Source organism: Pseudomonas sp. GW821-FHT01E05 (assembly GCF_059422425.1).
Window position 1 is genome coordinate 250,456 of the sequence record NZ_JBWKWW010000004.1, and the last position, 23,493, is coordinate 273,948.

Here is a 23,493-nt window from a genome sequence, read left to right on the forward strand (position 1 = left end):
TGGCTCAGACCTTTTCGCTTTCGACCTGAACGTACAGCGAACGCCCGGCGCCGAGGCCGGCGATGATGGCACCGCTACCGATCACCCCGAAGATCCAGCCCAGCGCAGTCCAGCCGCCTGTCAGGTCATGCACAAGCCCGACAGCGAAGGGCCCCATGGACGCCAGGGTGTAACCGATGCCCTGGGCCATGCCCGAGAGGTTCGCCGCGACATGGGCATCCCGTGAGCGCAGCACGATCAGGGTCAACGCCAGGCTGAAGGTACCACCCTGCCCCAGGCCGAGCAGAATCGCCCAACCCCAGAGGCCTTCGAGCGGCGCGTAGAGACAACCGAACAGACCGCCGAGCGTCAGGCACATGACGATGACGATCGCCGGACGCTGGTCTTTGCCACGGGTTGCCAGCCAAGGCGCGGCCAGCGAGCTGGCCAGCTGGACGATGACCGAGCCGGACAGCACCAGACCCGCTTGAGTCGGTGCCAGGCCACGACCGATCAGGATCGATGGCAACCAGCCGAAAACGATGTAAGCCAACGAAGATTGCAGGCCCATATACAGCGTCACCTGCCAGGCCAACGGATCACGCAGCAAGCCACGTACCCGATAAGCCACATTGTGGGTAGCGTGTTTCTGACCGACTTGCGGCAACCAGAACACCACCGCCACCAATGCCGGCAGGATCCAAAAACCCAGCCCCATGGCCCAACTGCCCTCGAAATGCTGGCTCAGAGGAACCGTCGCCCCCGCCGCCACGGCCGCGCCCAGACACAGCGCCATGGTGTAGACACCGGTCATGGTCCCGGCGTGTTTGGCAAAGTCCCGTTTGACGATACCCGGCAGCAACACACCGATCACACCGATACTGGCACCGGCCAGGATGCTGCCGGAAAACAAGCCGACTTCACCGTATGAACTGCGCAGAATGATTCCGCAGGCCAAGGTCAGCAAGATTCCCAGCACCACCCGCTCGGCACCGAAACGTCGCGCCAGAATCGGCGCCAGCGGGGCGAACAGACCGAGGCAGAGCACCGGCAATGTGGTCAGCAGCCCCGCTTGCGCCGCCGACAGCCCGAGGCTTTTTGACACCTCACTGAGCAACGGCGCCATGCTCGACAGCGCCGGGCGCAGGTTCAACGCAACCAGAATCAATCCCAGTAGCAACAGCCACGGCCGACGTAAAAGCGGATGGCTTTGCTGGATTTCTTCGTCATCCGCTTCGGCGTCGATCAATAGCTCCTCAAGCTCCGCCGTGCGTCTGGGTTGCGTCACACCGCGCCGGGTCGCCTGTGGGGTGGACATGGGATTCTCGGTTTCAAGGTTCATTGATCAGCTTCCGGGAAATGGCTTTGGCCCGTTCCGGGTCCCGTTGCTCGACGGCCTCAAGCAGTTCGATGTGCAGGTCGAACACTTCCTGACGCCGCGGCGTGATGCTCAGTGTCTGGCGCAGATGCGCGCCGACCATGCTGGAAAAGTAGCGGTACAGTTCGCTCAAGGTGGGGTTGTGCGCGGCATCCACCAGCCGTCGGTGAAACACCAGATCACACGCGATGTAGCTCTCGAGGTCGCCGTGGTAATGACTGCCGCTGACGCCCAGCGCTTCATGCAGCGCTTTGAGGTCTTCATCCGTACGCCGCAACGCCGCAAGGCCGATTGCCTCGACTTCAAGGATGTGCCGCGTCTCCCGGGCCTGCTCGTGGGAACAGCGTGACAACACCTTCATGGTGTCCAGCGGATCGACCACCGCCCGCAAGTAACTGCCGTCGCCCTGACGAATCTCGATCAGCCCGGAAAACGCCAACACCCGCATAGCCTCACGCACCGTGTTGCGGCTGATGCCCAACTCGATCGCCAGCTCCGGCTCGGTGGGCAAGCGCTGGCCGATCGTCCAGGTGCCGTCATTGATGCGCAGACGCAACTGTTCCAGAGCCTGATCGACCAGGGAACGCCTTACTAACGGGGAAATATCTGTCATGGAAATCGCCTTTTCATCCAATCATCGGATGAATTTCCTGACAACATAGTCAGATATAGCCACGAGTTCAACTAGCAGGACACAAATTCCAGACAAAAATAAACCCGGCACATGGCCGGGTTTATCGGTGCAGCGGCTAACCCATCAATGCAGGATCTGGCTCAAGAACAGCTTGGTCCGTTCATTCTGCGGCTTGTCGAAGAAGTCGTTCGGCGCGGCCTGTTCAACGATTTCGCCTTTATCCATGAAGATCACCCGGTTCGCCACGGTGCGGGCGAAGCCCATTTCGTGGGTTACGCAGAGCATGGTCATGCCGTCTTCGGCCAGGCCGATCATGGTGTCCAGAACCTCCTTCACCATCTCCGGATCGAGCGCCGAGGTCGGCTCATCGAACAACATGATTTTCGGCTTCATGCACAACGCACGGGCAATCGCCACACGCTGTTGCTGACCACCGGAAAGCTGCCCCGGGAATTTGTGCGCCTGCTCTGGAATGCGCACGCGCTCCAGATAGTGCATGGCGATTTCTTCGGCCTGACGCTTGGGCATCTTGCGCACCCACATCGGAGCCAGCGTGCAGTTCTGCAGGATGGTCAGGTGCGGAAACAGGTTGAAGTGCTGGAACACCATGCCGACTTCACGGCGGATCGCTTCGATCTGCTTGAGGTCGTTGGTCAGCTCCACGCCATCGACCACGATGCGGCCCTGCTGGTGTTCTTCCAGGCGATTGAGGCAACGAATGGTGGTCGACTTGCCAGAGCCGGACGGCCCGCACAAGACGATGCGCTCGCCCTGTTTGACGTTCAGGTTGATGTCTTTCAGCACGTGGAACTGGCCGTACCACTTGTTCACACCCTGCATTTGAATAATGCCTTCAGGGCCCACAGGCTGTTTGATCGCTTCACTCATCACAAAACTCCTAACGCTTGTGGCCTGTGTCCAGCCTACGTTCCAAGTGCATGGAATAGCGGGACATACCAAAACAGAAAATCCAGAACACCAGGGCCGCAAACACATAGCCTTCGGTGGCCATACCCAGCCATTTCGGGTCGGCGGCGGCTTGCTTGACGCTGTTGAGCAGGTCGAACAGGCCGATGATGATCACCAGGCTGGTGTCCTTGAACAGTGCGATGAAGGTGTTGACGATCCCCGGGATCACCAGCTTCAGGGCTTGCGGCAGAATCACCAGGCCCATGCTGCGCCAGTAGCCCAGGCCCATCGCCGCGGCCGCTTCGTACTGACCTTTGGGTATGGCCTGCAAACCACCGCGCACCACCTCGGCGATGTAGGCCGACTGGAACAGGATCACGCCGATCAGCGCCCGCAGCAGCTTGTCGAAGTTCATGCCCTCAGGCAGGAACAGCGGCAGCATCACCGAGGACATGAACAATACCGTGATCAAGGGCACGCCGCGCCAGAACTCGATGAAGGTCACGCAGACCACGCGGATCGCCGGCAGGTTCGAACGGCGTCCCAGCGCCAGCAGAATTCCCAGCGGCAACGCACCGACAATACCGACGGTAGCAATTACCAGGGTCAACATCAGGCCGCCCCACTGGCTGGTGGCGATATTGCTCAGGCCCAGGTAGCCGCCGTGCAGCAGGGTGTAGGCAATGATCGGGTACAGCACCAGGAAGCTCAGGCCGTAGATCGCCTTGTGCGGGACGCGTGTGATGAACAACGGGGCCACGCCGATCACCGCCAGCCACACGGTCAGGTCCACGCGCCAGCGCAGATCCACCGGGTAGTAGCCGTACATGAACTGGCCGATGCGTTGCTCAATGAACACCCAGCAGGCGCCGCCCTTGGTGCAGTCGGCGCGGGTCGTACCGACCCAGTTGGCATCGAGAAACGCCCAGTGCAGGATGGGCGGCACGACCAGATAGATCAGGTAGAACGCGAACAGCGTGAGCAGCGTGTTGATCCAGCTGGAGAACATGTGCTCGCGCATCCACGCCACGACACCGATGCGGATGCCTGGTGGTGGCATGTCAGGTTTGAAAATATGAGTCGTCATGCGCGTTTCCTCACCGCTCGATCAGCGCAATGCGCTTGTTGTACCAGTTCATCAGCATGGAAATGCTGATACTGATCGCCAGGTACACGCTCATGGTGATGGCAATGACTTCGATGGCCTGACCGGTCTGGTTCAACACGGTGCCGGCAAACAGCGAAACCATTTCCGGGTAACCGATACCGGCAGCCAGCGAGGAGTTCTTCGCCAGGTTCAGGTATTGGCTGGTCAGCGGCGGAATGATCACGCGCAGAGCTTGCGGGATGATCACCTTGCGCAGGGTCGGGCCGTTGCGCAGCCCCAGGGAACGGGCCGCTTCGGTCTGGCCATGGCTGACCGACTTGATGCCCGAGCGCACGATCTCGGCGATAAACGCCGCGGTGTACACCGTAAGCGCCAGGGTCAAGGCCAGCAGTTCCGGGATCAACACCCAGCCACCGACGAAGTTGAAGCCTTGCAGCTTCGGTATTTCCCAATGCAGCGGAGCGCCAAAGATCAGCGCGCACAACGCAGGAATCACCAGAAACATTGCCAGGCCGGTCCAGAACTTGTGGAACGGCACGCCGGTCGCTTCGAAACGCTTGTTGGCCCAGCGGCACATCAGCACGATGGCAACGATGGCCACCACGATGCTGACCATGAACGGCCAGAAGCCGCCGGAGATCAGGGCTGCCGGCATGTTCAAGCCACGACTGCTGACGAAAAAAGTGTCGCCGAAGTTATGACTGTTGCGCGGCCCTGGCATGGTCAGGAACACCGCGAAGTACCAGAACAGAATCTGCAGCAGCGGCGGAATGTTACGGAAAACCTCGACGTAAACGGTCGCCAGTTTGCTGATGATCCAGTTGTGCGACAGTCGGGAAACGCCAACGATGAAGCCGAGGATCGTCGCCAGAATGACGCCAATGAAGGTCACCAGCAGGGTATTGAGCAGGCCGATCAGGAAGACGCGAGCATAGTTGTCCGATTCGGTGTAATCGATCAGGTGCTGGGCGATACCGAACCCGGCACTGCGCTCAAGAAAACCGAACCCTGAGGTGATGCCCCGGTGCTGAAGGTTGGTCTGAGTGTTGTTGAACAGGTACCAACCCATGGCGATCACCGCGACAACCGTGATGATCTGGAAGAGCCACGCACGCACTCGAGGATCGCTGAGGGAGAACCTCTGCTTTGGTGCGCCGATTGAATTTTGCATGAAGTGCCCCAGAAATAATGGAACAGAACATCACCCGGTGGTTGGCCCACCGGGTGATAGAACCATCAGCGCACAGGTGGTGCGTATTGAATGCCGCCGTTGCTCCACAGGGCGTTCAGGCCGCGGTCGATTTCCAGCGGCGTGCCCTTGCCGAGGTTCTTCTCGAAGATTTCGCCGTAGTTACCAACCTGCTTGACGATTTGGACGACCCAGTCCTTCGGTAGCTTCAGGTCCTTGCCGTACTCACCATCGATGCCCAGCAGACGGGCAACGTCCGGGTTCTTGGTGGACTTGGCTTGTTCCACAACGTTTTTCGAAGTGATACCGGCTTCTTCAGCGTTGAGCATGGCGTAGCCTGTCCAGCGCACGATGGCCAGCCACTCGTCGTCGCCATTACGGACCACCGGCCCCAAAGGTTCCTTGGAGATGGTTTCCGGCAACACCACATAGTCTTTCGGCGAGGCCAGCTTGCTGCGCTGGGCGAACAGCTGGGATTTGTCGGAGGTCAGCACGTCGCAACGACCGGATTCCAGCGACTTGGCGCTTTCATCGGAGGTATCGAAGGTAATCGGGGTGTACTTCAGGCCATTGGCACGGAAGTAGTCAGAAACGTTCAGCTCAGTGGTGGTACCGGCTTGAATGCAGATGGTCGCGCCATCCAGTTCCTTGGCACTTTTCACGCCCAGCTTGTTGTTGGCCAGGAAGCCCACACCGTCGTAATAAGTGATGAAACCCGGAAATTTCAGGCCCATGCCCGCATCGCGAGAGCTGGTCATGGTGGTGTTACGCGACAGTACGTCGATTTCACCGGATTGCAGCGCGGTGAAACGCTCCTTGGCGTTCAACTGACTGAATTTGACCTTGGTCGCGTCGCCGAATACGGCAGCGGCCACAGCGCGGCAGACGTCAGCATCGATCCCGAGGATCTTGCCAGTTGCGTCCGGTACCGAGAAACCCGGCAGACCATCGCTTACACCGCACTGTACGAAACCTTTCTTATGCACCGCATCCAGGGTTGCACCCGCCTGAGCGAACCCACTGACACCGAGTACTGCGGCCGCAGTCACGATGGCCAGGGTGGATTTCAACATCTTCATTCAAACCTCCAGTTTTGCTCTTGTTGTGTCGGAGCTTGAGTCTTGCCGCACCCTTATGAGGCGCTGTTGACCCGTGTTGGCTTTTTTAAGGGTCAAGCGGCGTAAGACCTAGCCATGAGTCTAGTAGGAGAAAATCCACTTAATGGAAAACTCACTTCTCACCAATCGGCCGAACAGGCTGTAGCCCTTCATGTTCGCGAAGCCCGTAGCGGCCCTTGGCGAACGTCCATCACCGGATTCTTTGCTATCCCACAACCGAAGGTAGACTGATAGTGTTACCGCTCGGCGCAGGATTACTTGCACAGCTTTCCACATAGCAAAGCCCGTACCACACCTGCCGCTAAAGCGTTTCAGCGGCAGGTCAATAGCAAAACTTGCAACCTTGCGACATCTTCTTAACTGATTAACCAGAAGCGCACTCTGACGTCGCACTCAATCAGAGCGCACGCACACTAATGGAGCAGACATGACCCAGACCTTGATTCTTCAGCCCAGCAAGCCCGTCGATGCCTGCGTGATCTGGCTGCATGGCCTGGGCGCCGACCGCTACGATTTCCTGCCGGTAGCCGAGGCGCTACAAGAAAGCCTGCTGACTACCCGCTTTGTTCTGCCACAAGCGCCGACCCGCGCCGTGACCATCAACGGCGGCTATGAAATGCCGAGCTGGTACGACATTCTGGCCATGAACCCGGCGCGGGCAATCAACCGCGAGCAGCTGGATGAGTCCGCGCGGTCGCTCACCGATTTGATCGAAGAACAGCGCGCCAGCGGAATAGACGCCTCGCGGATTTTTCTAGCCGGTTTTTCCCAGGGCGGTGCGGTGGTGCTGCACACCGCCTTCTTGAAATGGCAAGGCCCCTTGGGTGGCGTAATCGCCCTCTCTACTTATGCACCGACATTCAGTGACGAACTGCAATTGTCGGCCAGCCAACAGCGGATCCCGGTGTATTGCCTGCATGGCCACTACGATGACGTCGTACAAAACGCCATGGGTCGAACTGCCTACGAGCATTTGAAGCGACTTGATGTCACCGTGACATGGCAGGAATACCCAATGGGCCATGAAGTGTTACCCGATGAAATTCGCGACATTGGCGCCTGGATCACCAACCGTTTGCGTTGAAATAGAAACTTCCTGTAGCCCTTTAAGCAATCCACTACGCCGCGCCCGATTCTTGCATTACACTGCCCGGCGTACATTCCTTAACCAATTGATGAGATGACCGTGCTCAAAGCACTCAAGAAAATGTTTGGTAAAAGCGAGGCTGAGCAGCTCGCGCCTGGCTCCATTGCACCTTCCCACAGCCCCGGCAGCCGCACCGACGGTAATCAGCCTGGTCGCGCCGTGCCTGACACCGCGCCTAAAAAAGAGCCGGTGAACACTCCCCAAGCTCAACCGGCAGCGGCTCCGGCCTCCGAACAACCGCGCAGCGAAAAGCCCAAACCAGAGCAACCTCGTCGCGCGCACGCGCCGAAAGCGCCTGTCACTCCCTGGAAACTCGAAGATTTCGTCGTCGAACCCCAGGAAGGCAAAACCCGTTTCCACGATTTCAAGCTTGCGCCAGAATTAATGCACGCGATCCAGGACCTGGGTTTCCCGTACTGCACCCCGATCCAGGCGCAGGTGCTGGGTTTCACCCTGGCAGGCAAAGACGCTATCGGCCGCGCCCAGACCGGTACCGGCAAAACCGCCGCGTTCCTGATCTCGATCATCACCCAGCTGCTGCAAACCCCACCGCCGAAAGAGCGCTACATGGGTGAACCGCGGGCGCTGATCATCGCGCCGACCCGCGAGCTGGTGGTGCAGATCGCCAAGGACGCCGCCAACCTGACCAAGTACACCGACCTCAACGTCATGACGTTCGTTGGCGGCATGGACTTCGACAAGCAGCTCAAGCACCTCGAGGCCCGCCACTGCGACATCCTCGTGGCCACCCCGGGCCGTCTGCTGGACTTCAACCAGCGCGGCGACGTGCACCTGGACATGGTCGAAGTGATGGTCCTGGACGAAGCCGACCGAATGCTCGACATGGGTTTCATCCCACAAGTGCGTCAGATCATTCGCCAGACTCCGCCGAAAAACGAGCGTCAGACCCTGCTGTTCTCTGCGACCTTCACCGAAGACGTGATGAACCTGGCCAAGCAATGGACCACCGACCCGTCCATCGTTGAAATCGAATCCGAGAACGTTGCCAGCGAGAACGTCGAACAGCACATCTATGCTGTTGCCGCTGCCGACAAATACAAACTGCTCTACAACCTGGTGAACGACAACGGCTGGGAACGGGTGATGGTCTTCGCCAACCGCAAGGACGAAGTGCGGCGCATCGAAGAACGTCTGGTGCGTGACGGTGTCAACGCCGCCCAGCTTTCCGGCGACGTTCCACAACACAAGCGCATCAAGACCCTGGAAGGCTTCCGCGAAGGCAAGATTCGCGTGCTGGTGGCCACCGATGTCGCCGGTCGCGGGATTCACATCGACGGCATCAGCCACGTGATCAACTTCACCCTGCCGGAAGTGCCGGACGATTACGTCCACCGCATTGGCCGGACCGGTCGTGCGGGCGCCGATGGTGTGTCCATCAGCTTCGCCGGTGAAGACGACTCCTACCAGCTACCGTCCATCGAGGCGCTGCTGGGTCGCAAGATCAGTTGCGAGACACCGCCGACGCATCTACTGCGCGCAGTAGAGCGCAAGCGCCCGTAAAACCCGGCGCAACAAAAGAGACGCAGCCCGGAAACGGTCTGCGTTTTTTTTCGTCTGGATATTGTCATATGGAACTATAAGTCCATAATGGACAAATTAGTTTACATTCACTTCCACGGAGCATCAGCATGTCCAGCACGCCTTATGTGGTCGCCAAAGCCCAGGCCCGCCAGCTACTCGAACACCTCGACGTGCCGCAGATTCTGCGCAAGATGTTCCGTGATCTGGCCGCCGGGCATGCCGTGCAACCGGCCCAGCAATTGGTGGAGTTCCCCCAAGGCGCCGGCGATTTCATCAATTACCTTGGCGTTCTGGCCGAAGACCGCGTCTACGGCGTGAAAACCTCACCCTATATCGTGCGCAGCGAAGGCGCACTGGTGACGGCCTGGACGCTGCTGATGTCGATGGACAATGGTCAACCGCTGCTACTCTGCGACGCAGGCGAACTGACGGTCGCCCGCACCGCCGCCGCGACCGCTGTGGCCATCGACGCCCTGGCTGAGCCGCACGCCAGGCGTCTTGCGATTATTGGCAGCGGCCCGGTGGCCCTGGCTCACCTGCGCTATGTGAAGACGCTGCGCGACTGGCAGAGCATCAGCCTCTACTCGCCAGCCCTGGCCGGCAAAAGCCCTGAAGAGCTGGCGCCAATCAGCACCCTTGACCCGCGCTTGCAAATCGTTGCCAGCCGCGAGCAGGCGCTTCAGGACGCCGACGTGATCATGCTCTGCACCTCCTCCGCGGGCCCGGTGATCGACCCGCGTACCCTCAGTAAACCGGCACTGATCACCTCGATCAGCACCAACGCGCCACGGGCTCACGAAGTGCCGCCGCAAACCCTGAATGAAATGCAGGTCTATTGCGACTATCGTCAGACCACCCCAGGCTCGGCCGGGGAAATGCTGATCGCCAGCGAGCAGCATGGCTGGGACAGGAGCGCCATTCTAGGCGACCTGCCAGAGCTGCTTGCCGATAAGGCGCCGCGCCCGGCCTACGACCGCCACGTATTCTTCCGTTCCATTGGCCTGGGCCTGGAAGACATCGCGCTAGCCAATGCTATCTACCTTCTACAAAAACGCATCGGCTAATACCAACACCTGTAGGAGCGAGCGATGCGGCGATCCGACTTGCCCGCGAAATCAGGCGCTGCGGTCTGTCTGATTTACCGCGTCATCGTTCATCGCGGGCAAGTCGGATCGCCGCACCGCTCGCTCCTACAAAAGCATTGAGCAGTGACAGGAGAACCCCCATGCCCCAGGCAGATTTCATCATCATCGGCGGCGGTATCGCCGGTGCGTCCACCGGTTACTGGCTATCGCGTCAGGCTCGGGTGATTGTGCTGGAGCGTGAATCGCATCCGGCCTATCACTCGACCGGGCGTTCCGCCGCCTTATACACCGCCGCTTATGGCACCGCCCAGGTCCGTGCATTGACCCTCGCCAGCCGGGAATTCTTCGACGCGCCGCCGGCCGGTTTCTGCGAGCACCCGTTGCTGACCCCGCGTGGTGAAATGACTGTGGACTTCACCGGCGACCCGACAGAGTTGAACAGCCAATACCTGAGCGCCAAGGCCAGCGTGCCGGAGATGCAATTGCTCAGCGCCGAGCAAGCCTGCGAACGCCTGCCGATCCTGCGCCGGGAGAAAGTTCACGGGGCGATTTATGACCCGAGCGCCAGCGATATCGACACCGACGCCCTGCACCAAGGCTACCTGCGCGGTATCCGGCGCAATCAGGGTGAAGTGCATACCGACAGTGAAGTCCAGAGCCTGACCCGTGACGCCCAAGGTAATTGGCAGGTCAAGACCGCCAAACAGACCTTCAGCGCTGCGGTGGTGATCAATGCGGCAGGTGCCTGGGCCGATAAAATCGGCGAGATGGCCGGGGCCAGGCCGCTCGGCCTGCAGCCCAAGCGTCGTGCAGCATTTATCTTCGCCGGCCCTGAAGGGGTGGATATCCATGACTGGCCGATGCTGGTCAGCCTCGACGAGTCGTTCTACATGAAACCGGATGCCGGGATGTTCCTCGGCTCACCGGCCAACGCCGACCCGGTCGAACCTCACGACGTACAGCCTGAAGAGCTGGACATCGCCATGGGCATTTACCAGATTGAAGAAGCCACCACGCTGACCATCCGCCGCCCGACCCGAACCTGGGCCGGACTGCGCAGTTTCGTCAGCGACGGTGACCTTTTGTGCGGCTTTGACCAGCAGGTGCCGGGGCTGTTCTGGGTCGCGGCCCAAGGCGGTTATGGCATCCAGACCTCGCCCGCCATGGGTCAGGCCGGTGCGGCACTGGTACGCGGCGAAGCCCTGCCTGAACAACTGACGCGCTTTGGTCTGAGCGCCGCAATGCTCTCCCCCGCTCGCCTCGGTTAACACGCCCTCAGGTGACGACCCGCCTCGATTGCGGCACACTTCCAGCGCCCTTTTCGATAGGGCGCTGACGCTGCCTGGAGCAACTCCCTATGACACCACCTCGACAAGATCCCGCCCTGGAAAACTTCCGGGCGATTGCCGACGCCATTGCCACGCTGTTTTATCCCCACGCCGAGGTGGTGCTGCACGATTTGCGCACGCAAAAGATCGACTACATCGCCAACAACCTGTCCAAACGCGAAATCGGCGACGATGCCGCGCTGGAAGACATGCTCAGCGAAGAGGTCAGCGAACGAAACATTGGCCCTTACGAAAAGCTCAACTGGGACGGTCAAAAAATCCGCAGCCTCAGCAGTGTGCTGCGCGACAGCGATGGCCAGCCTCTGGCTGTGCTGTGTATCAACCTGAATATTTCGCTGTTCGAAAATGCCAAGGCGGCGCTGGATTTGTTCCTGTCGCCGAGCAAGCTGATTGCGCAACCGGACTCACTGTTTCGTGATGACTGGCAGGAGCGGATCAACACCTTCCTCCACGCATGGATGCAAGAACGTCAGCTGAGCCTCAACCTGCTGACCCGCGAGCATAAACGCGAGCTGGTGCTGGCCCTGCACGCTGAAGGCGCCTTCAAGGGCAAAAGCGCGTCCAATTATGTGGCGAATGTACTGAACATGGGCCGGGCGACGGTGTACAAGCATTTGAAAGAATTGAAGGGCTGAAGGTCCGCGTTTGACCCGAATCAGATTTATGGTTCTTACCATCGCTTCGCGGGCAAGCCTCGCTCCTACGGATAATGGGGTCTGTAGGAGCGAGGCTTGCCCGCGATTGCAATGTATCAGGCGCTACAAATCCCCCTGATCAATCCCCATAAATATCCGACTTGAAGTATTTGGCCTCGATCTTCTGGTATTCGCCGCTGGCGCGAATGCCGTCGATGGCCTTGTTCAGATCGGCCAGCAACTCGGTGTTGCCTTTACGCACGGCAATCCCGGCGCCTTCACCGACGTATTTCGGATCTTTCAACTCAGGGCCGACAAAGGCATAACCGGCACCGCGCGGCATCGACAGGAAGTCATCCAGCGGAATGGTGTCGGCGAAGATGGCGTCCAGGCGCCCGGACGCCAGGTCCATGTAGATCTCTTCGTTGTTGCTGTAGCGCACCACCTTGATGCCCTTGGGCTCGAACACTTCGGTGGCATAGCGGTCGGTGGTGGTCGAGCGTTGCACGCCGATGGTCTTGCCCTTGAGGCTGGCGTACTGGTCATCCACCACGGCGCCTTTCTTCATCACCAGACGCGACGAGGTGAAGTAGTACTTGTGGGTGAAATCGACGGACTTCTTGCGCTCCTCGGTGATCGTCATCGAGGACAGGGCCGCATCGATTTTCTTCACTTTCAGCGACGGGATCAGGCCATCGAACTCACCCTCGATCCATTCGCACTTGATCTTCATCTGCGCACACAACGCGTTGCCGATGTCGTAATCGAAACCGCTGATCTTGCCGTCGGAAGTCTTTGAGGCGAAGGGTGGATAAGCGGCTTCAATGCCAATACGTACGGTTTTCTCGGCAGCGAACAGGCTGCTACACGCCAACAGGCTAAGGGCCAGGCCACTGATGAGGGGGAGTTTCTTCATGTTCGTTCTCTCGCGGGTTGTTGTTGGTTTTGCAAGACAGAAGGAAAAGTTAAAACTGAAGCGCTTTTTTGTACTTATAATTCCATACTGGACTTTTATGTATTGGCCGTCAATCGGCCGTCCACACTTCGCCCTTCCTTTGGTCGCGAGGATGAAATGGGGTAACGAAAGGAGATCCATTGATTGTTCCCACGCTCTGCGTGGGAATGCATCCCGTGACGCTCCGCGTCACAGCCAAAGCGGACGCAGAGCGTCCGGGGCGGCATTCCCACGTGGGAGCGTGGGAACGATCAGGGGATTACTTTTCCCAGCGCTCTACCGCCGCATGGTCGCTGTCCTTCCCTTCCACCCAGCGAGGCCCGTCGCTGGTGTTTTCTTTTTTCCAGAACGGCGCGCGGGTTTTCAGGTAGTCCATGACAAAAGCGCAGGCGTCGAACGCTGCCTGGCGGTGGGCACTGGCGGCACCGACGAAGACAATCGGCTCACCCGGCTCCAGGGCGCCGATCCGGTGTAGCACTTCAAGCTTGAGCAGCGGCCAACGCTGCCCGGCTTCTTCGGCGATCTTTCCGAGAGCCTTTTCGGTCATGCCCGGATAGTGCTCGAGAAACATCCCGGCAACTTCACGGCCATCATTGAAGTCGCGCACGTAGCCGACAAAACTCACCACCGCGCCGACGCCGACATTCGCCGCGTGCATCGCGTTGACTTCAGCGCCAGGGTCGAACGCTGCGGATTGCACGCGAATGGCCATGCTCAGCCTCCGGTCACGGTAGGGAAAAACGCCACTTCATCGCCGTCGGTCAGCGGCTCATCGAGCTGACACAGGTCTTCATTGCGGGCGCACATCAGGTTCTGTTCACTCAGTACCTCGGCACCGTTGCGCTGTGCCAAAAGCAAACGCACATCATCGACCGAGGCGAAATCGCCTTCGACGTTCAGCGAGTCCACTCCAAGCGCCTCGCGGTAGCGGGCAAAAAACTTCACCGTCACTTTCATTATTCGGACACCTGCATTATTCAGACACCTGATAGTGGCCGCTTTTGCCACCCAGCTTCTCCAGCAAGCGTACGCTCTCGATGGTCATACCACGATCCACGGCCTTGCACATGTCGTAGATGGTCAGCGCGGCGATGCTGGCGGCGGTCAGCGCCTCCATCTCGACACCGGTCTGGCCGGCGAGTTTGCAGCGGGCGACGATGCGCACCGCGTCCTCGCCCTCGGCGCTGAGCTCGACCTTGACGCTGGTGAGCATCAGCGGATGGCACAACGGAATCAAATCGGAGGTTTTCTTCGCTGCCTGAATCCCGGCGATCCGCGCCACGGCAAACACATCACCCTTGGGATGACCGCCGCTGACGATCATTTGCAGGGTTTCGGGAAGCATGCGCACAAGCGCTTCGGCTGTGGCTTCACGGGACGTCACGGCTTTTTCGGTGACGTCGACCATATTGGCGCGACCTTGGGAATCGAGATGAGTCAGCACAGGGTTACTCCTGATCAGGAGCGCCGATTGTAAACCTGCAGGTCAATTTTTCGCACGTTTGATTATTGAAACCCGCGATGTAGGAGCGAGGCTTGCCCGCGATCGAGCACGAAGCGGCCGCAATCCAGACGACTCAATTGTCCTGTCGGAATGCGCAGACCTGTTCTGCGAGCGCTTCGCGCTCGATCGCGGGCAAGCCTCGCTCCTACAAGGGGGTGTTGTATCGCAACAAAAAAAAAACCGGGCGGCTTTGGGCCGCCCGGTTCTTGAGGGTTACAGATGGGATTCGGCGTATTCGGCCAGAATCGAACGTGGCACCCCTTGCAGGGTGATGTGCACACCATTGGGGAAGTCTTTGAAGCGTTCGGTCAGGTAGGTCAGCCCGGAACTGGTCGCGGACAGGTAAGGGGTGTCGATCTGCGCCAGGTTACCCAGGCACACCACTTTGGAACCGGCACCGGCACGGGTGATGATGGTTTTCATCTGGTGCGGGGTGAGGTTCTGGCATTCATCGATCAGGATCAGGCTCTGCTGGAAGCTGCGGCCCCGGATGTAATTGAGGGATTTGAACTGCAACGGCACTTTGCTGAGGATGTAATCCACACTGCCATGGGTATTTTCGTCATCCATGTGCAAGGCTTCGAGGTTGTCGGTAATGGCGCCTAGCCAAGGCTCCATTTTTTCCGCTTCGGTGCCCGGCAGGAAGCCGATCTCCTGGTCCAGCCCCTGCACGCTACGGGTGGCGATGATGCGCCGGTAGCGTTTGCTGACCATGGTTTGTTCGATGGCGGCGGCCAGTGCCAGGATGGTTTTCCCGGAACCGGCGGCACCGGACAGGTTGACCAGATGGATGTCCGGATCGAGCAAGGCGAACAGCGCCAGGCTTTGATAGACGTCACGCGGCTTCAGCCCCCAGGCTTCCTGGTGCATCAGCGGTTCTTGATGCAGGTCGAGGATCAGCAGGACGTCGACCCTGATCTCTTTGATCCAGCCGACAAAACCCTGCTCGTCGATGATGAACTCGTTGACATGCACGGCAGGCAGGTTGTCGATGAGTTGCACCTGATGCCAGGTGCGACCGTGGTCCTGACGAGTCTCGACCTTGCTGACGCGATCCCAGAACGAACCCGTCATGTTGTGATAACCACGTGACAGCAGCGACACGTCGTCAACCAGTTGGTCGGTGCTGTAGTCCTCGGCGGCGATCCCACAGGCTCGCGCTTTGAGGCGCATGTTGATGTCTTTGGTCACCAGCACCAGGCGCAGATCCTTGTCGCGCACGTGCAGGTCGATCAATTGGTTGATGATGATGTTGTCGTTCAGATTCTCGGGCAAAAGATTGTTGGGCTCTTTGCGCTTGTTCATCAGAATCGACAGCAAACCTTTTGGCCCGCTCTTGCCACGCTGGATCGGCACCCCCAGCTCAACGTCTTCCGGGGTTGCATCACCCAGAGTCTTGTCGATCAGACGGATCGCCTGCCGGCATTCGGACGCGACGCTGTGATGGCCACTTTTGAGCTTGTCGAGCTCTTCAAGGACGATCATCGGGATGGCAACGTGGTGTTCTTCGAAGTTCAGGAGTGCGTTTGGATCGTGAATCAATACGTTGGTATCGAGTACATAGAGGATTGGCTGGTTGGAAGAAGAGCTACGTCCGTGATCATCCATACTCGGTCACCTTTGTGGGAGCCAGTCGACGCAATACCATTACAGTGCTGCGCCTCGAAGTGGCCACCGAATTCACCCTGCAGTACTCAAAAACAGCAGGACTCAAGTGAACTGCACACGCTGGGTCTTGAAAGACGCCACCTGTGTTGCAGGTTTCGGCGGTCTGTCTTCGTAATACTCCAAAACCTGTGACAGGAAAAAGCACTTTGACGTTTTTTTGAAGTTTATTTTTCAGAGTGACCAATAGCACTTGGCGGACTGCCATCACCCCCGTTAAAGTCGAAAGTCTGCCTGTATCGAAATCCCGCTAAAAACCTTCCTGCCTTACCCTTCCCCCAATGATTGCTGGCCTTTTGCCTTTTCAACGAAAAACGTCCTGACAATCCTCCCAGCCGATACCGCTTTGCGCGGTTTGCGTGACCAGCCAGGGTATCGCCGTTTTTACCGCGTCCTGTTTGACATTGAAGTTGATCACCCCACGCCGCCACAGCAGCATCAGCGTCAACACCCTCTGGCCGCTCTCTTGAGCCTTGAGCTTGCCGCCGGCGTCCTGAGGGTCGATATCCCACAAGGCGACCTGCAAACCCTGCGCCTTGAAAAACCCTTCGCCGTCGGCGCGTCGCTGACCATAAGGTGGGCGAAACAGCGGTTTGTAATTTTCCGGTAACTTGCTTTTCACCAGTTCCACGCTGCGCTCGATCGAGTATTGCCAGTCCTGCCAATGGCTATGGGAGCGGTATTCCCAACCCTGCACACCGACGCACTGCTTTGAGTACAACGCCTGTAAATCAGCCACCGAGCGTTGGGCCAAACGATTCTGAATATCGCTGCCCAGCACAAAAAAGGTCGCGCTCATGTTCGACTTGCGCAAGTAGTCGCTGAGCCAGGCGGTGTTATCCGGCGAGGTTGCGGCGGCGCTGTCGAAGGTCAGTAAAAACAGCCGATCGTTGAGCTCGTCACCGTTGCGCTCGTAATCGCCGAATCGATCGACTTCGCTGCTGGTTTGCGCAAACAACGCCGCCTTGCGCAGTTGTTCGTCCAGATAGTGCTCATGAAAGATCCGGCTCGGTTCGGCCCAGCGCATGTAGTAGGAATCCGCAGCAACCTGAAACTTACCGGCCTGCTCGCGCAGGGAGTCCATGTCTTCGACCAGATAACAGAAGGAGGCGTCCTGATCGCAGCTTTGCTGGGCGAAATTGTAGTTGGCGAGCAAACGCTGCCACATCCGCTGACGCAACATATTGATCGACTCCAGATTGATCGTCCGCAACCCCAGGCGCTGCTTTAAAGCGGTTTCGTCCAGCGCCTCGCTGGCGAGCAAGGCGCGAGCAAAGGTGAGGATTTCCGCTCGCGACGCGACATCGAACAGAGTCGGACTGGTCAGCTGCTCTGGCCAGGTGCTGCGGTCCAGCGTGGCGACGTCATTGGGCACAGCCATGGCGCTGAGACTGAACAGCCAGGCCAAGAAGAGAAAAGCGATACGCAAAGGGATGTCTCCATAACAAAAGCCGCGCGGCACTATAGCTGATGCATTGCGCCTGACGCGCTCCATGTAGCAGCCTTCGGCAGCTGCTACGACCCCCCCTATGACCTTGATAGCTGGAGTCAACGCCTGCAACCCCCTAGAATCCCCCGACGATTTCAGGAGACGACTTCATGCTGATGGTGATTTCCCCAGCCAAGACCCTCGATTACCAGACTCCGCCGGTGACCCAGCGCTTCACCCAGCCGCAATACCTCGATCATTCCCAGGAGCTGATCCTGCAGTTACGCGAGCTGAGCCCGGCGCAGATCAGCGAGTTGATGCACGTTTCCGACACAATCGGTGGCCTGAACGCCGCACGTTTCGGCAGCTGGACCCCGGCCTTCACCCAAGCCAACGCAAAACAGGCGCTGCTGGCGTTCAAAGGTGACGTTTATACCGGCCTGAACGCCGAAACATTCAGTGAGGCGGATTTCGATTACACCCAGCAACACTTGCGCATGCTTTCCGGCCTGTACGGCCTGCTGCGCCCGCTGGACTTGATGCAGCCATATAGGCTGGAGATGGGCACTAAACTGGCCAACGCCCGTGGCAAGGACCTGTACGCTTTTTGGGGCACCCGAATCAGTGAGTGGTTGAACCAGGCGTTGGCCGAACAAGGCGACGATGTGTTGCTCAACCTGGCCTCCAACGAGTACTTCTCGGCGGTCAAACGCCAGGCCCTGAACGCACGGATCATCAACACCGAGTTCAAGGACCTGAAAAACGGCCAGTACAAAATCATCAGCTTCTACGCGAAAAAGGCTCGCGGCATGATGAGCCGGTTCGTCATTCAGGAGCGCATCAACGACCCGGCCGCACTCAAGCAATTTGATGCGCAGGGTTACCGCTTCAGCGCTGAGCAGTCCAGGCCCGACACTCTGGTTTTTCTGCGCGACCACGCCCCCGAATAGAGCTCTCTTTCGGCGCACATCATGAATCGGGCACGTGCGCCGAACAGCGTTTCCCGGGATTGTGTGAAGAACCTTTTTTATTCCCGCTTTCCATGTTTGTCCAATGGTGCTGGATGACAGGCCGCCATCACGAGCAAGCGAAGCGATTGGCCCCCTGAGCATTCACCACTGGTTTTCGGCCATGGTCAATCGCGCCTACGCTTGGGTAGGATGGTCTCTTCAATTCCCGAGGTCCGCGTCATGTTCATCGGCGTCTTGCTGGTCATCACCTGGCTGACCCTGCTGCTGCGTTATCCGGCCAAAGCCTTTCCGGTATCGCTGGCGGCAGCGATGGGTCTGGGTCTGGTAGCGACGTGGGTGGTCTGGCTGGACAACCGCGAACTCAAGCAACTGGCGCGGCTGGAGTTGCGCATCAGCTATGCGCCCGAGCACTGCCCGGCGGATCGCCCGCTGAAACTTACAATGAACAACGGCAATGACGTGCCACTGACCGAACTGCGTTGGCGGATCGCCGCGTATGCGCCCGGCGACACGGTAAACCTTGCGGACAATCTCTACGCTGCCCCGCGCTACCGTGGCCCCGGTGAGCTACAGGCCGGCGCCTCGTGGGAAGACTGCTTGCCGCTACCACCACTGCGTCCCGGTTATCGCCCGCAAACCCTGGAGTTTCGCGCCGAGCATTTGCAGGGTAGTTTCTCTGACTGAGCCATCACTTCTCCCCTTTTGCACAAGGACCGCTCCATGCCCCTCGCGTTAATCACCGGTTGTTCCAGCGGCATCGGCCGCGCGTTGGCCGATGCGTTCAAAACGGCCGGTTACGAGGTCTGGGCGACTGCGCGCAAGGCTGATGATGTTGCGGTATTGGCCGCCGCCGGGTTCACCGCGGTGCAACTGGACGTCAATGACGGGCCTGCGCTGGAAGCGTTGAGCGAGCGCATCAATCAGCAACACGGCGGTTTGGAAGTGCTGATCAACAATGCCGGCTATGGCGCCATGGGGCCGCTGCTCGATGGTGGTGTGGAGGCGATGCAGCGCCAGTTCGAAACCAACGTGTTCGCGGTAGTCGGGGTAACCCGTGCAATGTTCCCGGTACTGCGCCGCTGCAAAGGCCTGGTGGTGAATATCGGCAGTGTGTCCGGCGTATTGGTGACACCATTTGCTGGCGCCTACTGCGCCTCGAAAGCCGCCGTACATGCCTTGAGCGATGCCCTGCGCATGGAGTTGGCACCGTTCGGTGTCCACGTCATGGAAGTCCAGCCCGGCGCCATCGCCTCCAGTTTTGCCAAGAATGCAGGGCATGAGGCCGAACAGTTGATCACCGAACAATCTCCCTGGTGGCCACTGCGCGAAGGCATCCGCGCCCGGGCCAAAGCCTCCCAGAACAACCCGACACCTGCCAGTGAGTTTGCGGCTGATTTGCTCAAGGCTGTACAGCGGAGCAAACCACCGCGCTTGCTGCGTTTGGGCAATGGCAGCCGGGCGATGCCGTTGTTGGCGGCAGTGCTGCCCAAGGGCGTGTTGGAGACGGGGTTGATGAAGCGGTTCGGGTTGAGTGGGCGATTGTAAGAGGATCGCAGCTATCCGAAAGATGCATTCCCACGCAGAGCGTGGGAACGATCAGACGGTCTGAGGACTATTGCTCGCCTTCCTGCTTCACCACCACCGTACAGGTAATCCCCGCCGCCAGCAGCACGCCGTCCGGCACTTCATCGATATGAATGCGCACCGGTACCCGTTGCGCCAGGCGCACCCAGTTGAAGGTCGGATTGACATCGGCGATCAGTTCACGGCTCTCGGGATTGTCGCGGTCGTAGATGCCACGAGAAATGCTTTCCACATGTCCCTTGAGCACGTCGCCGCTCATCAGTTGCATATCGGCTTTATCGCCGACCCTTACGTGGGGCAGTTTGGTTTCTTCGAAGAAGCCGTAGACCCAGAATGAATTCATGTCGACCACGGCCATTTTCGCTTCACCGATGCGCGCGTAGTCGCCGCGATGAACGTTGAGGTTGGTGACATAACCGTCCACCGCCGCCAGCACTTGGGTACGTTTGAGGTTCAACTGCGCCGCTTCAAGCTGTGCTTGCGCTTGTTGGTAATCTGCCAGGGCCGAGTCAGCGATATTGCTGGCGTCGTCACGGTTTTCCCTGGAGATGACCAGGCTGTCCATGTCGGCGCGCCGATGGGCGTTGACCTTGCGCATTTCCCAGGTTGCCTTGCGTGAGGCCACCAGCGACTGCGCCTGTTTCACCGCGATCTGGTAATGCTCAGGGTCGATCTGCATCAGCAGGTCGCCCTTTTTTACCAACTGATTGTCACGCACCGGGACGTCGACCACCTCACCCGTGACGTCGGCGGCAACGTTGATGATATCGGCGCGCACCCGGCCGTCACGAGTCCAGGGCGTGTTCATGTAATGCACCCAAAGGGTCCGGCCAATCCACAGGGCGAGGGCCAGCACGAGCAAGGTGGCGAGCAGGCTGAAGAGTTTTTTCATCAGATCGTTCTCAACGGTAAACAGTGAGCGCCAAGGCGCCGAAAATGCAGGTGAACAGGCTCAGGCGCAGCAGCGCCGGGTGCCAGAAAAAGCGGTACAGGTCGTAACCGGAGACAAAACGATCCAGGGCCCAGGCAAGCAGAGCCGCGATGAAAAACATCAGGGTCATGGTCGGCATGTACACGCCGTGGAAGGCGATTTCACGAGGCATGTTCTAGTCCTTGCGGCTCGGCGGGTGCAGCGAACGCGGCCAGCGGTGATTGCGGGTCGAGCAATGAGGTGCGGATGAAGTGCAGGTAACTCTTGACGCGACGCAGCGCCGAGGTATCGAAGTGCGGCGCGAAAGGTTCGTCGGTGGCCTGCACCCGGCTGATAGCGTGGTCGACCGCGGTCAACGCGCGCTCGAGGTTACTTTGGCTCGGCTGGATAAACAGCCGCACCAATGAGCGCCCCATCACCCGAATCGCCTGGCGCCACGGTTGGATTTCGGCGTAAGCCGGATGCACCGGGAGGATCGCCTGTTCCTTGCGCAACTCGATGATCGCGTGGCCGACTTCCAGCACCACGAACATCCAGCGCAGCAAATCACGCTGCACCTGCGGTTGCCTCACTGCCAGGCCATAGGCCTGATGCAGCAAATCCCGAGTGCGGCTCTCGAAGCTCGAACCGAGCCCCTTAAGCTTGCCGCTGATGGCGTACACCACTTGCCCGCGCAAATCCTGCTCAAGCCGACGCCACAACCAGCGGCTGTTGGGCGGCAGAATGATCGCCCCGGCGGCGGCGCACACCAACATGCCCATGACCATGGCGATGTAGTCGTTGATGAAGGCATAGGGGTTGTAGACGGTCAGGTTGTCCGGTACGGAGCCGGTGCTGAAAAAGATCAGCAAACCCAGGCCGACCCCGGCGTATTGCGGCCGTGAAGTGAGGAACGAGCCAAGCACGATCACCGGTGCGAGCATCATGCAGAGCAATGGAAAACCGTCGATCCAGGGAAAGATGAAAAACATCTCGACGAAACCGATGAGCGCACCGAGCAAGGTCCCGCACGCCATCTGAAACGCCATGCGCTTGGGGTTGGGTGTGGCGGCTGACAGGCCGACGGTCGCCGCGGCAATCAGGGTCATGGTGGCGCCGTTGGGCCAGGCCGTTGCCACCCAATAACTGCCGAGCACCACCAGAATGAACGCCGCACGAATCCCCGAAGCCGCCGAAGCCAGCCAGTTGGTTTGCGGTGTGTAGGGTTCGTCCCAGCGCTCGCGTTCGTGACTGTGTTCGGCGAGCGAAGCGTGGGTCTGTGCATAACCGTGCAGGTCGTCGACGAAGCGATAGAGCAGCTCATATGCGGTGTGAAAATCCAGCTGCTCGGCGTCGCTCGGGTTGCTCTCCTCAAAGGTCGCCCGCAGGCTGCGCACTCGCGCCGGCAAACCTTCTTTAAAGGTCGCCAGTTGCGCGGCCAGCCGTTGCGCATCGGCACTGGTCAGCGCCCGAGCGGAGAAACCGTCGAGTAATTCGGCCAGGTCCTGTAAACCGGGCCTGATCGCCGCCACCACATGCTCCGTGCCGCTGCTGTGCAAACGCTCGAGCAATTGGTGCAAGGCGTTGAAGCGCGTGGTGATGCCCATGAATTCGCTGTTCAGACGACTGAGGCGACCGTTGCGCCGACGCATGTGCGGGTCTTCGAATACGGTGACGCTGCGCAGGCCTTCAAGGCCGACCGCTTCAGCGATGAAGCGCACGTTACTGCTTTCGAACGCATCGCGCTGGCTGCGGCTGCGCAGGCCATCGGTGACGAACAGCGCAAACACTCCAAAGCGCTGGTACAGCGCGTTGCGCATGGCGGCGCTGGCGGTTTGCGGGAGGATCGCGGCACTGACCAGCGTAGAGCAGAGAATGCCCAGAGAGATTTCCAGCACCCGCCACACGGCAGCCATAAACGCACCATCGGGATGGGCCAGCGCTGGTAAACCGACCATCGCCGCGGTGTAACCGGCCAGCACAAAACCGTAGGCGCGAAAGTTGCGACAGCGCGCCGCGCCAGCCGTACAGATGCCGACCCAGATCGTCAGCGAGCCGAGGAACAGTTCAGTGTTCTGCGCGAACAGGGCGATCAACCCAACCATCACCGCAGACCCGGTCAGGGTACCGAGCAAGCGATAGAAGCTTTTGGCGAACACATGGCCGCTCTGCGGTTGCATCACGATAAACACCGTGATCATTGCCGTACGCGGTTGCGGCAACTCCAGGCGCATGGCCAGCCACAGGGTCAGAAAAGCAGCGATCAACACCTTGAAGATGTAGACCCAGGTCACGCCATCGCTGCGTGCCCAGTCGAAAAAACCACGGCGCCATTCAAGGGAATACAGCCAGCGCAGCGGTGCAGGCAAGGGAGTCATTGCATCGTTCTCTATAGCCGAGCG

General features: G+C 59.3%; 23 protein-coding genes. 8 read left to right on the forward strand and 15 right to left on the reverse strand.

What is annotated here, in order from left to right; translation table 11 throughout:
* Window positions 1-4: 4 nt before the first annotated feature.
* The 6 genes from AC07W5_RS10410 to AC07W5_RS10435 form a co-directional block, all read right to left on the reverse strand.
* Window positions 5-1,321 carry a CynX/NimT family MFS transporter gene (locus AC07W5_RS10410; protein WP_495023298.1) on the reverse strand — a complete coding sequence of 439 codons (1,317 nt, stop codon included), beginning with the start codon at window positions 1,319-1,321 and terminating at the stop codon, window positions 5-7.
* Window positions 1,311-1,970 (reverse strand): FadR/GntR family transcriptional regulator, encoded by a 660-nt coding sequence (locus AC07W5_RS10415; RefSeq protein ID WP_494995097.1) that lies wholly within the window; start codon window positions 1,968-1,970, stop codon window positions 1,311-1,313. Before AC07W5_RS10415 ends, AC07W5_RS10410 begins: the two co-directional genes overlap by 11 nt.
* A gap of 144 nt (window positions 1,971-2,114) precedes the next feature.
* Window positions 2,115-2,879 (reverse strand): amino acid ABC transporter ATP-binding protein, encoded by a 765-nt coding sequence (locus tag AC07W5_RS10420; RefSeq protein ID WP_494995098.1) that lies wholly within the window; start codon window positions 2,877-2,879, stop codon window positions 2,115-2,117.
* Window positions 2,880-2,889: 10 nt separating this feature from the next.
* Window positions 2,890-3,987, reverse strand: coding sequence for an amino acid ABC transporter permease (locus tag AC07W5_RS10425; RefSeq protein WP_495023299.1), 1,098 nt, complete (start codon window positions 3,985-3,987; stop codon window positions 2,890-2,892).
* 10 nt (window positions 3,988-3,997) lie between these two features.
* Window positions 3,998-5,179: an amino acid ABC transporter permease gene (locus AC07W5_RS10430; protein ID WP_494995100.1), complete on the reverse strand. Its 1,182-nt coding sequence runs from the start codon at window positions 5,177-5,179 to the stop codon at window positions 3,998-4,000.
* Between the two features lie 65 nt (window positions 5,180-5,244).
* Window positions 5,245-6,276 (reverse strand): amino acid ABC transporter substrate-binding protein, encoded by a 1,032-nt coding sequence (locus AC07W5_RS10435; protein ID WP_494995101.1) that lies wholly within the window; start codon window positions 6,274-6,276, stop codon window positions 5,245-5,247.
* A gap of 466 nt (window positions 6,277-6,742) precedes the next feature.
* Here AC07W5_RS10435 and AC07W5_RS10440 point away from each other — a divergent pair, with 466 nt between their 5' ends.
* The 5 genes from AC07W5_RS10440 (at window position 6,743) to AC07W5_RS10460 (ending at window position 12,073) form a co-directional block, all read left to right on the forward strand.
* Window positions 6,743-7,399 (forward strand): alpha/beta hydrolase, encoded by a 657-nt coding sequence (locus AC07W5_RS10440; RefSeq protein ID WP_494995102.1) that lies wholly within the window; start codon window positions 6,743-6,745, stop codon window positions 7,397-7,399.
* A 96-nt stretch (window positions 7,400-7,495) separates the two neighbouring features.
* A complete protein-coding gene (gene rhlB / locus AC07W5_RS10445) occupies window positions 7,496-8,983 on the forward strand; it encodes an ATP-dependent RNA helicase RhlB (protein WP_495010274.1) in 1,488 nt (495 codons plus the stop codon).
* A 128-nt stretch (window positions 8,984-9,111) separates the two neighbouring features.
* Complete coding sequence (locus tag AC07W5_RS10450; protein ID WP_495010273.1) at window positions 9,112-10,068, forward strand: ornithine cyclodeaminase family protein; 957 nt, start codon at window positions 9,112-9,114, stop codon at window positions 10,066-10,068.
* Between the two features lie 161 nt (window positions 10,069-10,229).
* Window positions 10,230-11,357: an NAD(P)/FAD-dependent oxidoreductase gene (locus AC07W5_RS10455; RefSeq protein ID WP_494995105.1), complete on the forward strand. Its 1,128-nt coding sequence runs from the start codon at window positions 10,230-10,232 to the stop codon at window positions 11,355-11,357.
* A gap of 89 nt (window positions 11,358-11,446) precedes the next feature.
* Window positions 11,447-12,073 (forward strand): helix-turn-helix transcriptional regulator, encoded by a 627-nt coding sequence (locus AC07W5_RS10460; RefSeq protein ID WP_494995106.1) that lies wholly within the window; start codon window positions 11,447-11,449, stop codon window positions 12,071-12,073.
* A gap of 139 nt (window positions 12,074-12,212) precedes the next feature.
* Here the strand turns inward: AC07W5_RS10460 and AC07W5_RS10465 are convergent, their stop codons facing one another.
* From AC07W5_RS10465 to AC07W5_RS10490, 6 genes are all read right to left on the reverse strand, one after another.
* On the reverse strand, window positions 12,213-12,989 hold the full coding sequence (locus AC07W5_RS10465) for an ABC transporter substrate-binding protein (protein ID WP_494995107.1): 777 nt from the start codon (window positions 12,987-12,989) through the stop codon (window positions 12,213-12,215).
* 298 nt (window positions 12,990-13,287) lie between these two features.
* Window positions 13,288-13,740: a molybdopterin synthase catalytic subunit MoaE gene (moaE, locus tag AC07W5_RS10470; protein ID WP_495023300.1), complete on the reverse strand. Its 453-nt coding sequence runs from the start codon at window positions 13,738-13,740 to the stop codon at window positions 13,288-13,290.
* Between the two features lie 2 nt (window positions 13,741-13,742).
* The gene (locus AC07W5_RS10475) at window positions 13,743-13,985 is read right to left on the reverse strand and encodes a MoaD/ThiS family protein (protein ID WP_494995109.1); all 243 of its coding nucleotides are present in this window, start codon (window positions 13,983-13,985) and stop codon (window positions 13,743-13,745) included.
* A 16-nt stretch (window positions 13,986-14,001) separates the two neighbouring features.
* Entirely contained in the window at window positions 14,002-14,472 is a 471-nt protein-coding gene (moaC, locus tag AC07W5_RS10480) for a cyclic pyranopterin monophosphate synthase MoaC (RefSeq protein WP_494995110.1), read from the reverse strand.
* Window positions 14,473-14,745: 273 nt separating this feature from the next.
* Window positions 14,746-16,140, reverse strand: coding sequence for a PhoH family protein (locus tag AC07W5_RS10485; protein WP_494995111.1), 1,395 nt, complete (start codon window positions 16,138-16,140; stop codon window positions 14,746-14,748).
* Between the two features lie 361 nt (window positions 16,141-16,501).
* Window positions 16,502-17,626, reverse strand: coding sequence for a polysaccharide deacetylase family protein (locus AC07W5_RS10490; protein WP_495023301.1), 1,125 nt, complete (start codon window positions 17,624-17,626; stop codon window positions 16,502-16,504).
* Between the two features lie 170 nt (window positions 17,627-17,796).
* Between AC07W5_RS10490 and yaaA the strand changes: the two genes are divergently transcribed.
* The 3 genes from yaaA (at window position 17,797) to AC07W5_RS10505 (ending at window position 20,142) form a co-directional block, all read left to right on the forward strand.
* Window positions 17,797-18,576: a peroxide stress protein YaaA gene (gene yaaA, locus AC07W5_RS10495; protein WP_495023302.1), complete on the forward strand. Its 780-nt coding sequence runs from the start codon at window positions 17,797-17,799 to the stop codon at window positions 18,574-18,576.
* Window positions 18,577-18,816: 240 nt separating this feature from the next.
* Window positions 18,817-19,281, forward strand: coding sequence for a multidrug transporter (locus tag AC07W5_RS10500; RefSeq protein WP_495023303.1), 465 nt, complete (start codon window positions 18,817-18,819; stop codon window positions 19,279-19,281).
* Between the two features lie 36 nt (window positions 19,282-19,317).
* Window positions 19,318-20,142: an SDR family oxidoreductase gene (locus AC07W5_RS10505; RefSeq protein ID WP_495023304.1), complete on the forward strand. Its 825-nt coding sequence runs from the start codon at window positions 19,318-19,320 to the stop codon at window positions 20,140-20,142.
* 67 nt (window positions 20,143-20,209) lie between these two features.
* On the opposite strand, the gene AC07W5_RS10510 is transcribed toward AC07W5_RS10505, so the two are convergent.
* Genes AC07W5_RS10510 through AC07W5_RS10520 form a run of 3 tightly spaced genes read right to left on the reverse strand, consistent with a single transcriptional unit; the run spans window position 20,210 to window position 23,469 of the window.
* Window positions 20,210-21,073: an efflux RND transporter periplasmic adaptor subunit gene (locus tag AC07W5_RS10510; protein WP_494995116.1), complete on the reverse strand. Its 864-nt coding sequence runs from the start codon at window positions 21,071-21,073 to the stop codon at window positions 20,210-20,212.
* Between the two features lie 10 nt (window positions 21,074-21,083).
* The gene (locus AC07W5_RS10515) at window positions 21,084-21,284 is read right to left on the reverse strand and encodes a DUF1656 domain-containing protein (protein WP_494995117.1); all 201 of its coding nucleotides are present in this window, start codon (window positions 21,282-21,284) and stop codon (window positions 21,084-21,086) included.
* A complete protein-coding gene (locus AC07W5_RS10520) occupies window positions 21,274-23,469 on the reverse strand; it encodes an FUSC family protein (RefSeq protein ID WP_495023305.1) in 2,196 nt (731 codons plus the stop codon). Before AC07W5_RS10520 ends, AC07W5_RS10515 begins: the two co-directional genes overlap by 11 nt.
* Between the last annotated feature and the right edge of the window lie 24 nt (window positions 23,470-23,493).

Bases quoted from the DNA above. Each gene is read 5' to 3' on its own strand.
- AC07W5_RS10410 (WP_495023298.1), bottom strand. From the start codon at position 1,321: ATGAACCTTGAAACCGAGAATCCCATGTCCACCCCACAGGCGACCCGG.
- AC07W5_RS10415 (WP_494995097.1), bottom strand. From the start codon at position 1,970: ATGACAGATATTTCCCCGTTAGTAAGGCGTTCCCTGGTCGATCAGGCT.
- AC07W5_RS10420 (WP_494995098.1), bottom strand. From the start codon at position 2,879: ATGAGTGAAGCGATCAAACAGCCTGTGGGCCCTGAAGGCATTATTCAA.
- AC07W5_RS10425 (WP_495023299.1), bottom strand. From the start codon at position 3,987: ATGACGACTCATATTTTCAAACCTGACATGCCACCACCAGGCATCCGC.
- AC07W5_RS10430 (WP_494995100.1), bottom strand. From the start codon at position 5,179: ATGCAAAATTCAATCGGCGCACCAAAGCAGAGGTTCTCCCTCAGCGAT.
- AC07W5_RS10435 (WP_494995101.1), bottom strand. From the start codon at position 6,276: ATGAAGATGTTGAAATCCACCCTGGCCATCGTGACTGCGGCCGCAGTA.
- AC07W5_RS10440 (WP_494995102.1), top strand. From the start codon at position 6,743: ATGACCCAGACCTTGATTCTTCAGCCCAGCAAGCCCGTCGATGCCTGC.
- rhlB (WP_495010274.1), top strand. From the start codon at position 7,496: ATGACCGTGCTCAAAGCACTCAAGAAAATGTTTGGTAAAAGCGAGGCT.
- AC07W5_RS10450 (WP_495010273.1), top strand. From the start codon at position 9,112: ATGTCCAGCACGCCTTATGTGGTCGCCAAAGCCCAGGCCCGCCAGCTA.
- AC07W5_RS10455 (WP_494995105.1), top strand. From the start codon at position 10,230: ATGCCCCAGGCAGATTTCATCATCATCGGCGGCGGTATCGCCGGTGCG.
- AC07W5_RS10460 (WP_494995106.1), top strand. From the start codon at position 11,447: ATGACACCACCTCGACAAGATCCCGCCCTGGAAAACTTCCGGGCGATT.
- AC07W5_RS10465 (WP_494995107.1), bottom strand. From the start codon at position 12,989: ATGAAGAAACTCCCCCTCATCAGTGGCCTGGCCCTTAGCCTGTTGGCG.
- moaE (WP_495023300.1), bottom strand. From the start codon at position 13,740: ATGGCCATTCGCGTGCAATCCGCAGCGTTCGACCCTGGCGCTGAAGTC.
- AC07W5_RS10475 (WP_494995109.1), bottom strand. From the start codon at position 13,985: ATGAAAGTGACGGTGAAGTTTTTTGCCCGCTACCGCGAGGCGCTTGGA.
- AC07W5_RS10485 (WP_494995111.1), bottom strand. From the start codon at position 16,140: ATGGATGATCACGGACGTAGCTCTTCTTCCAACCAGCCAATCCTCTAT.
- yaaA (WP_495023302.1), top strand. From the start codon at position 17,797: ATGCTGATGGTGATTTCCCCAGCCAAGACCCTCGATTACCAGACTCCG.
- AC07W5_RS10500 (WP_495023303.1), top strand. From the start codon at position 18,817: ATGTTCATCGGCGTCTTGCTGGTCATCACCTGGCTGACCCTGCTGCTG.
- AC07W5_RS10505 (WP_495023304.1), top strand. From the start codon at position 19,318: ATGCCCCTCGCGTTAATCACCGGTTGTTCCAGCGGCATCGGCCGCGCG.
- AC07W5_RS10510 (WP_494995116.1), bottom strand. From the start codon at position 21,073: ATGAAAAAACTCTTCAGCCTGCTCGCCACCTTGCTCGTGCTGGCCCTC.
- AC07W5_RS10515 (WP_494995117.1), bottom strand. From the start codon at position 21,284: ATGCCTCGTGAAATCGCCTTCCACGGCGTGTACATGCCGACCATGACC.
- AC07W5_RS10520 (WP_495023305.1), bottom strand. From the start codon at position 23,469: ATGACTCCCTTGCCTGCACCGCTGCGCTGGCTGTATTCCCTTGAATGG.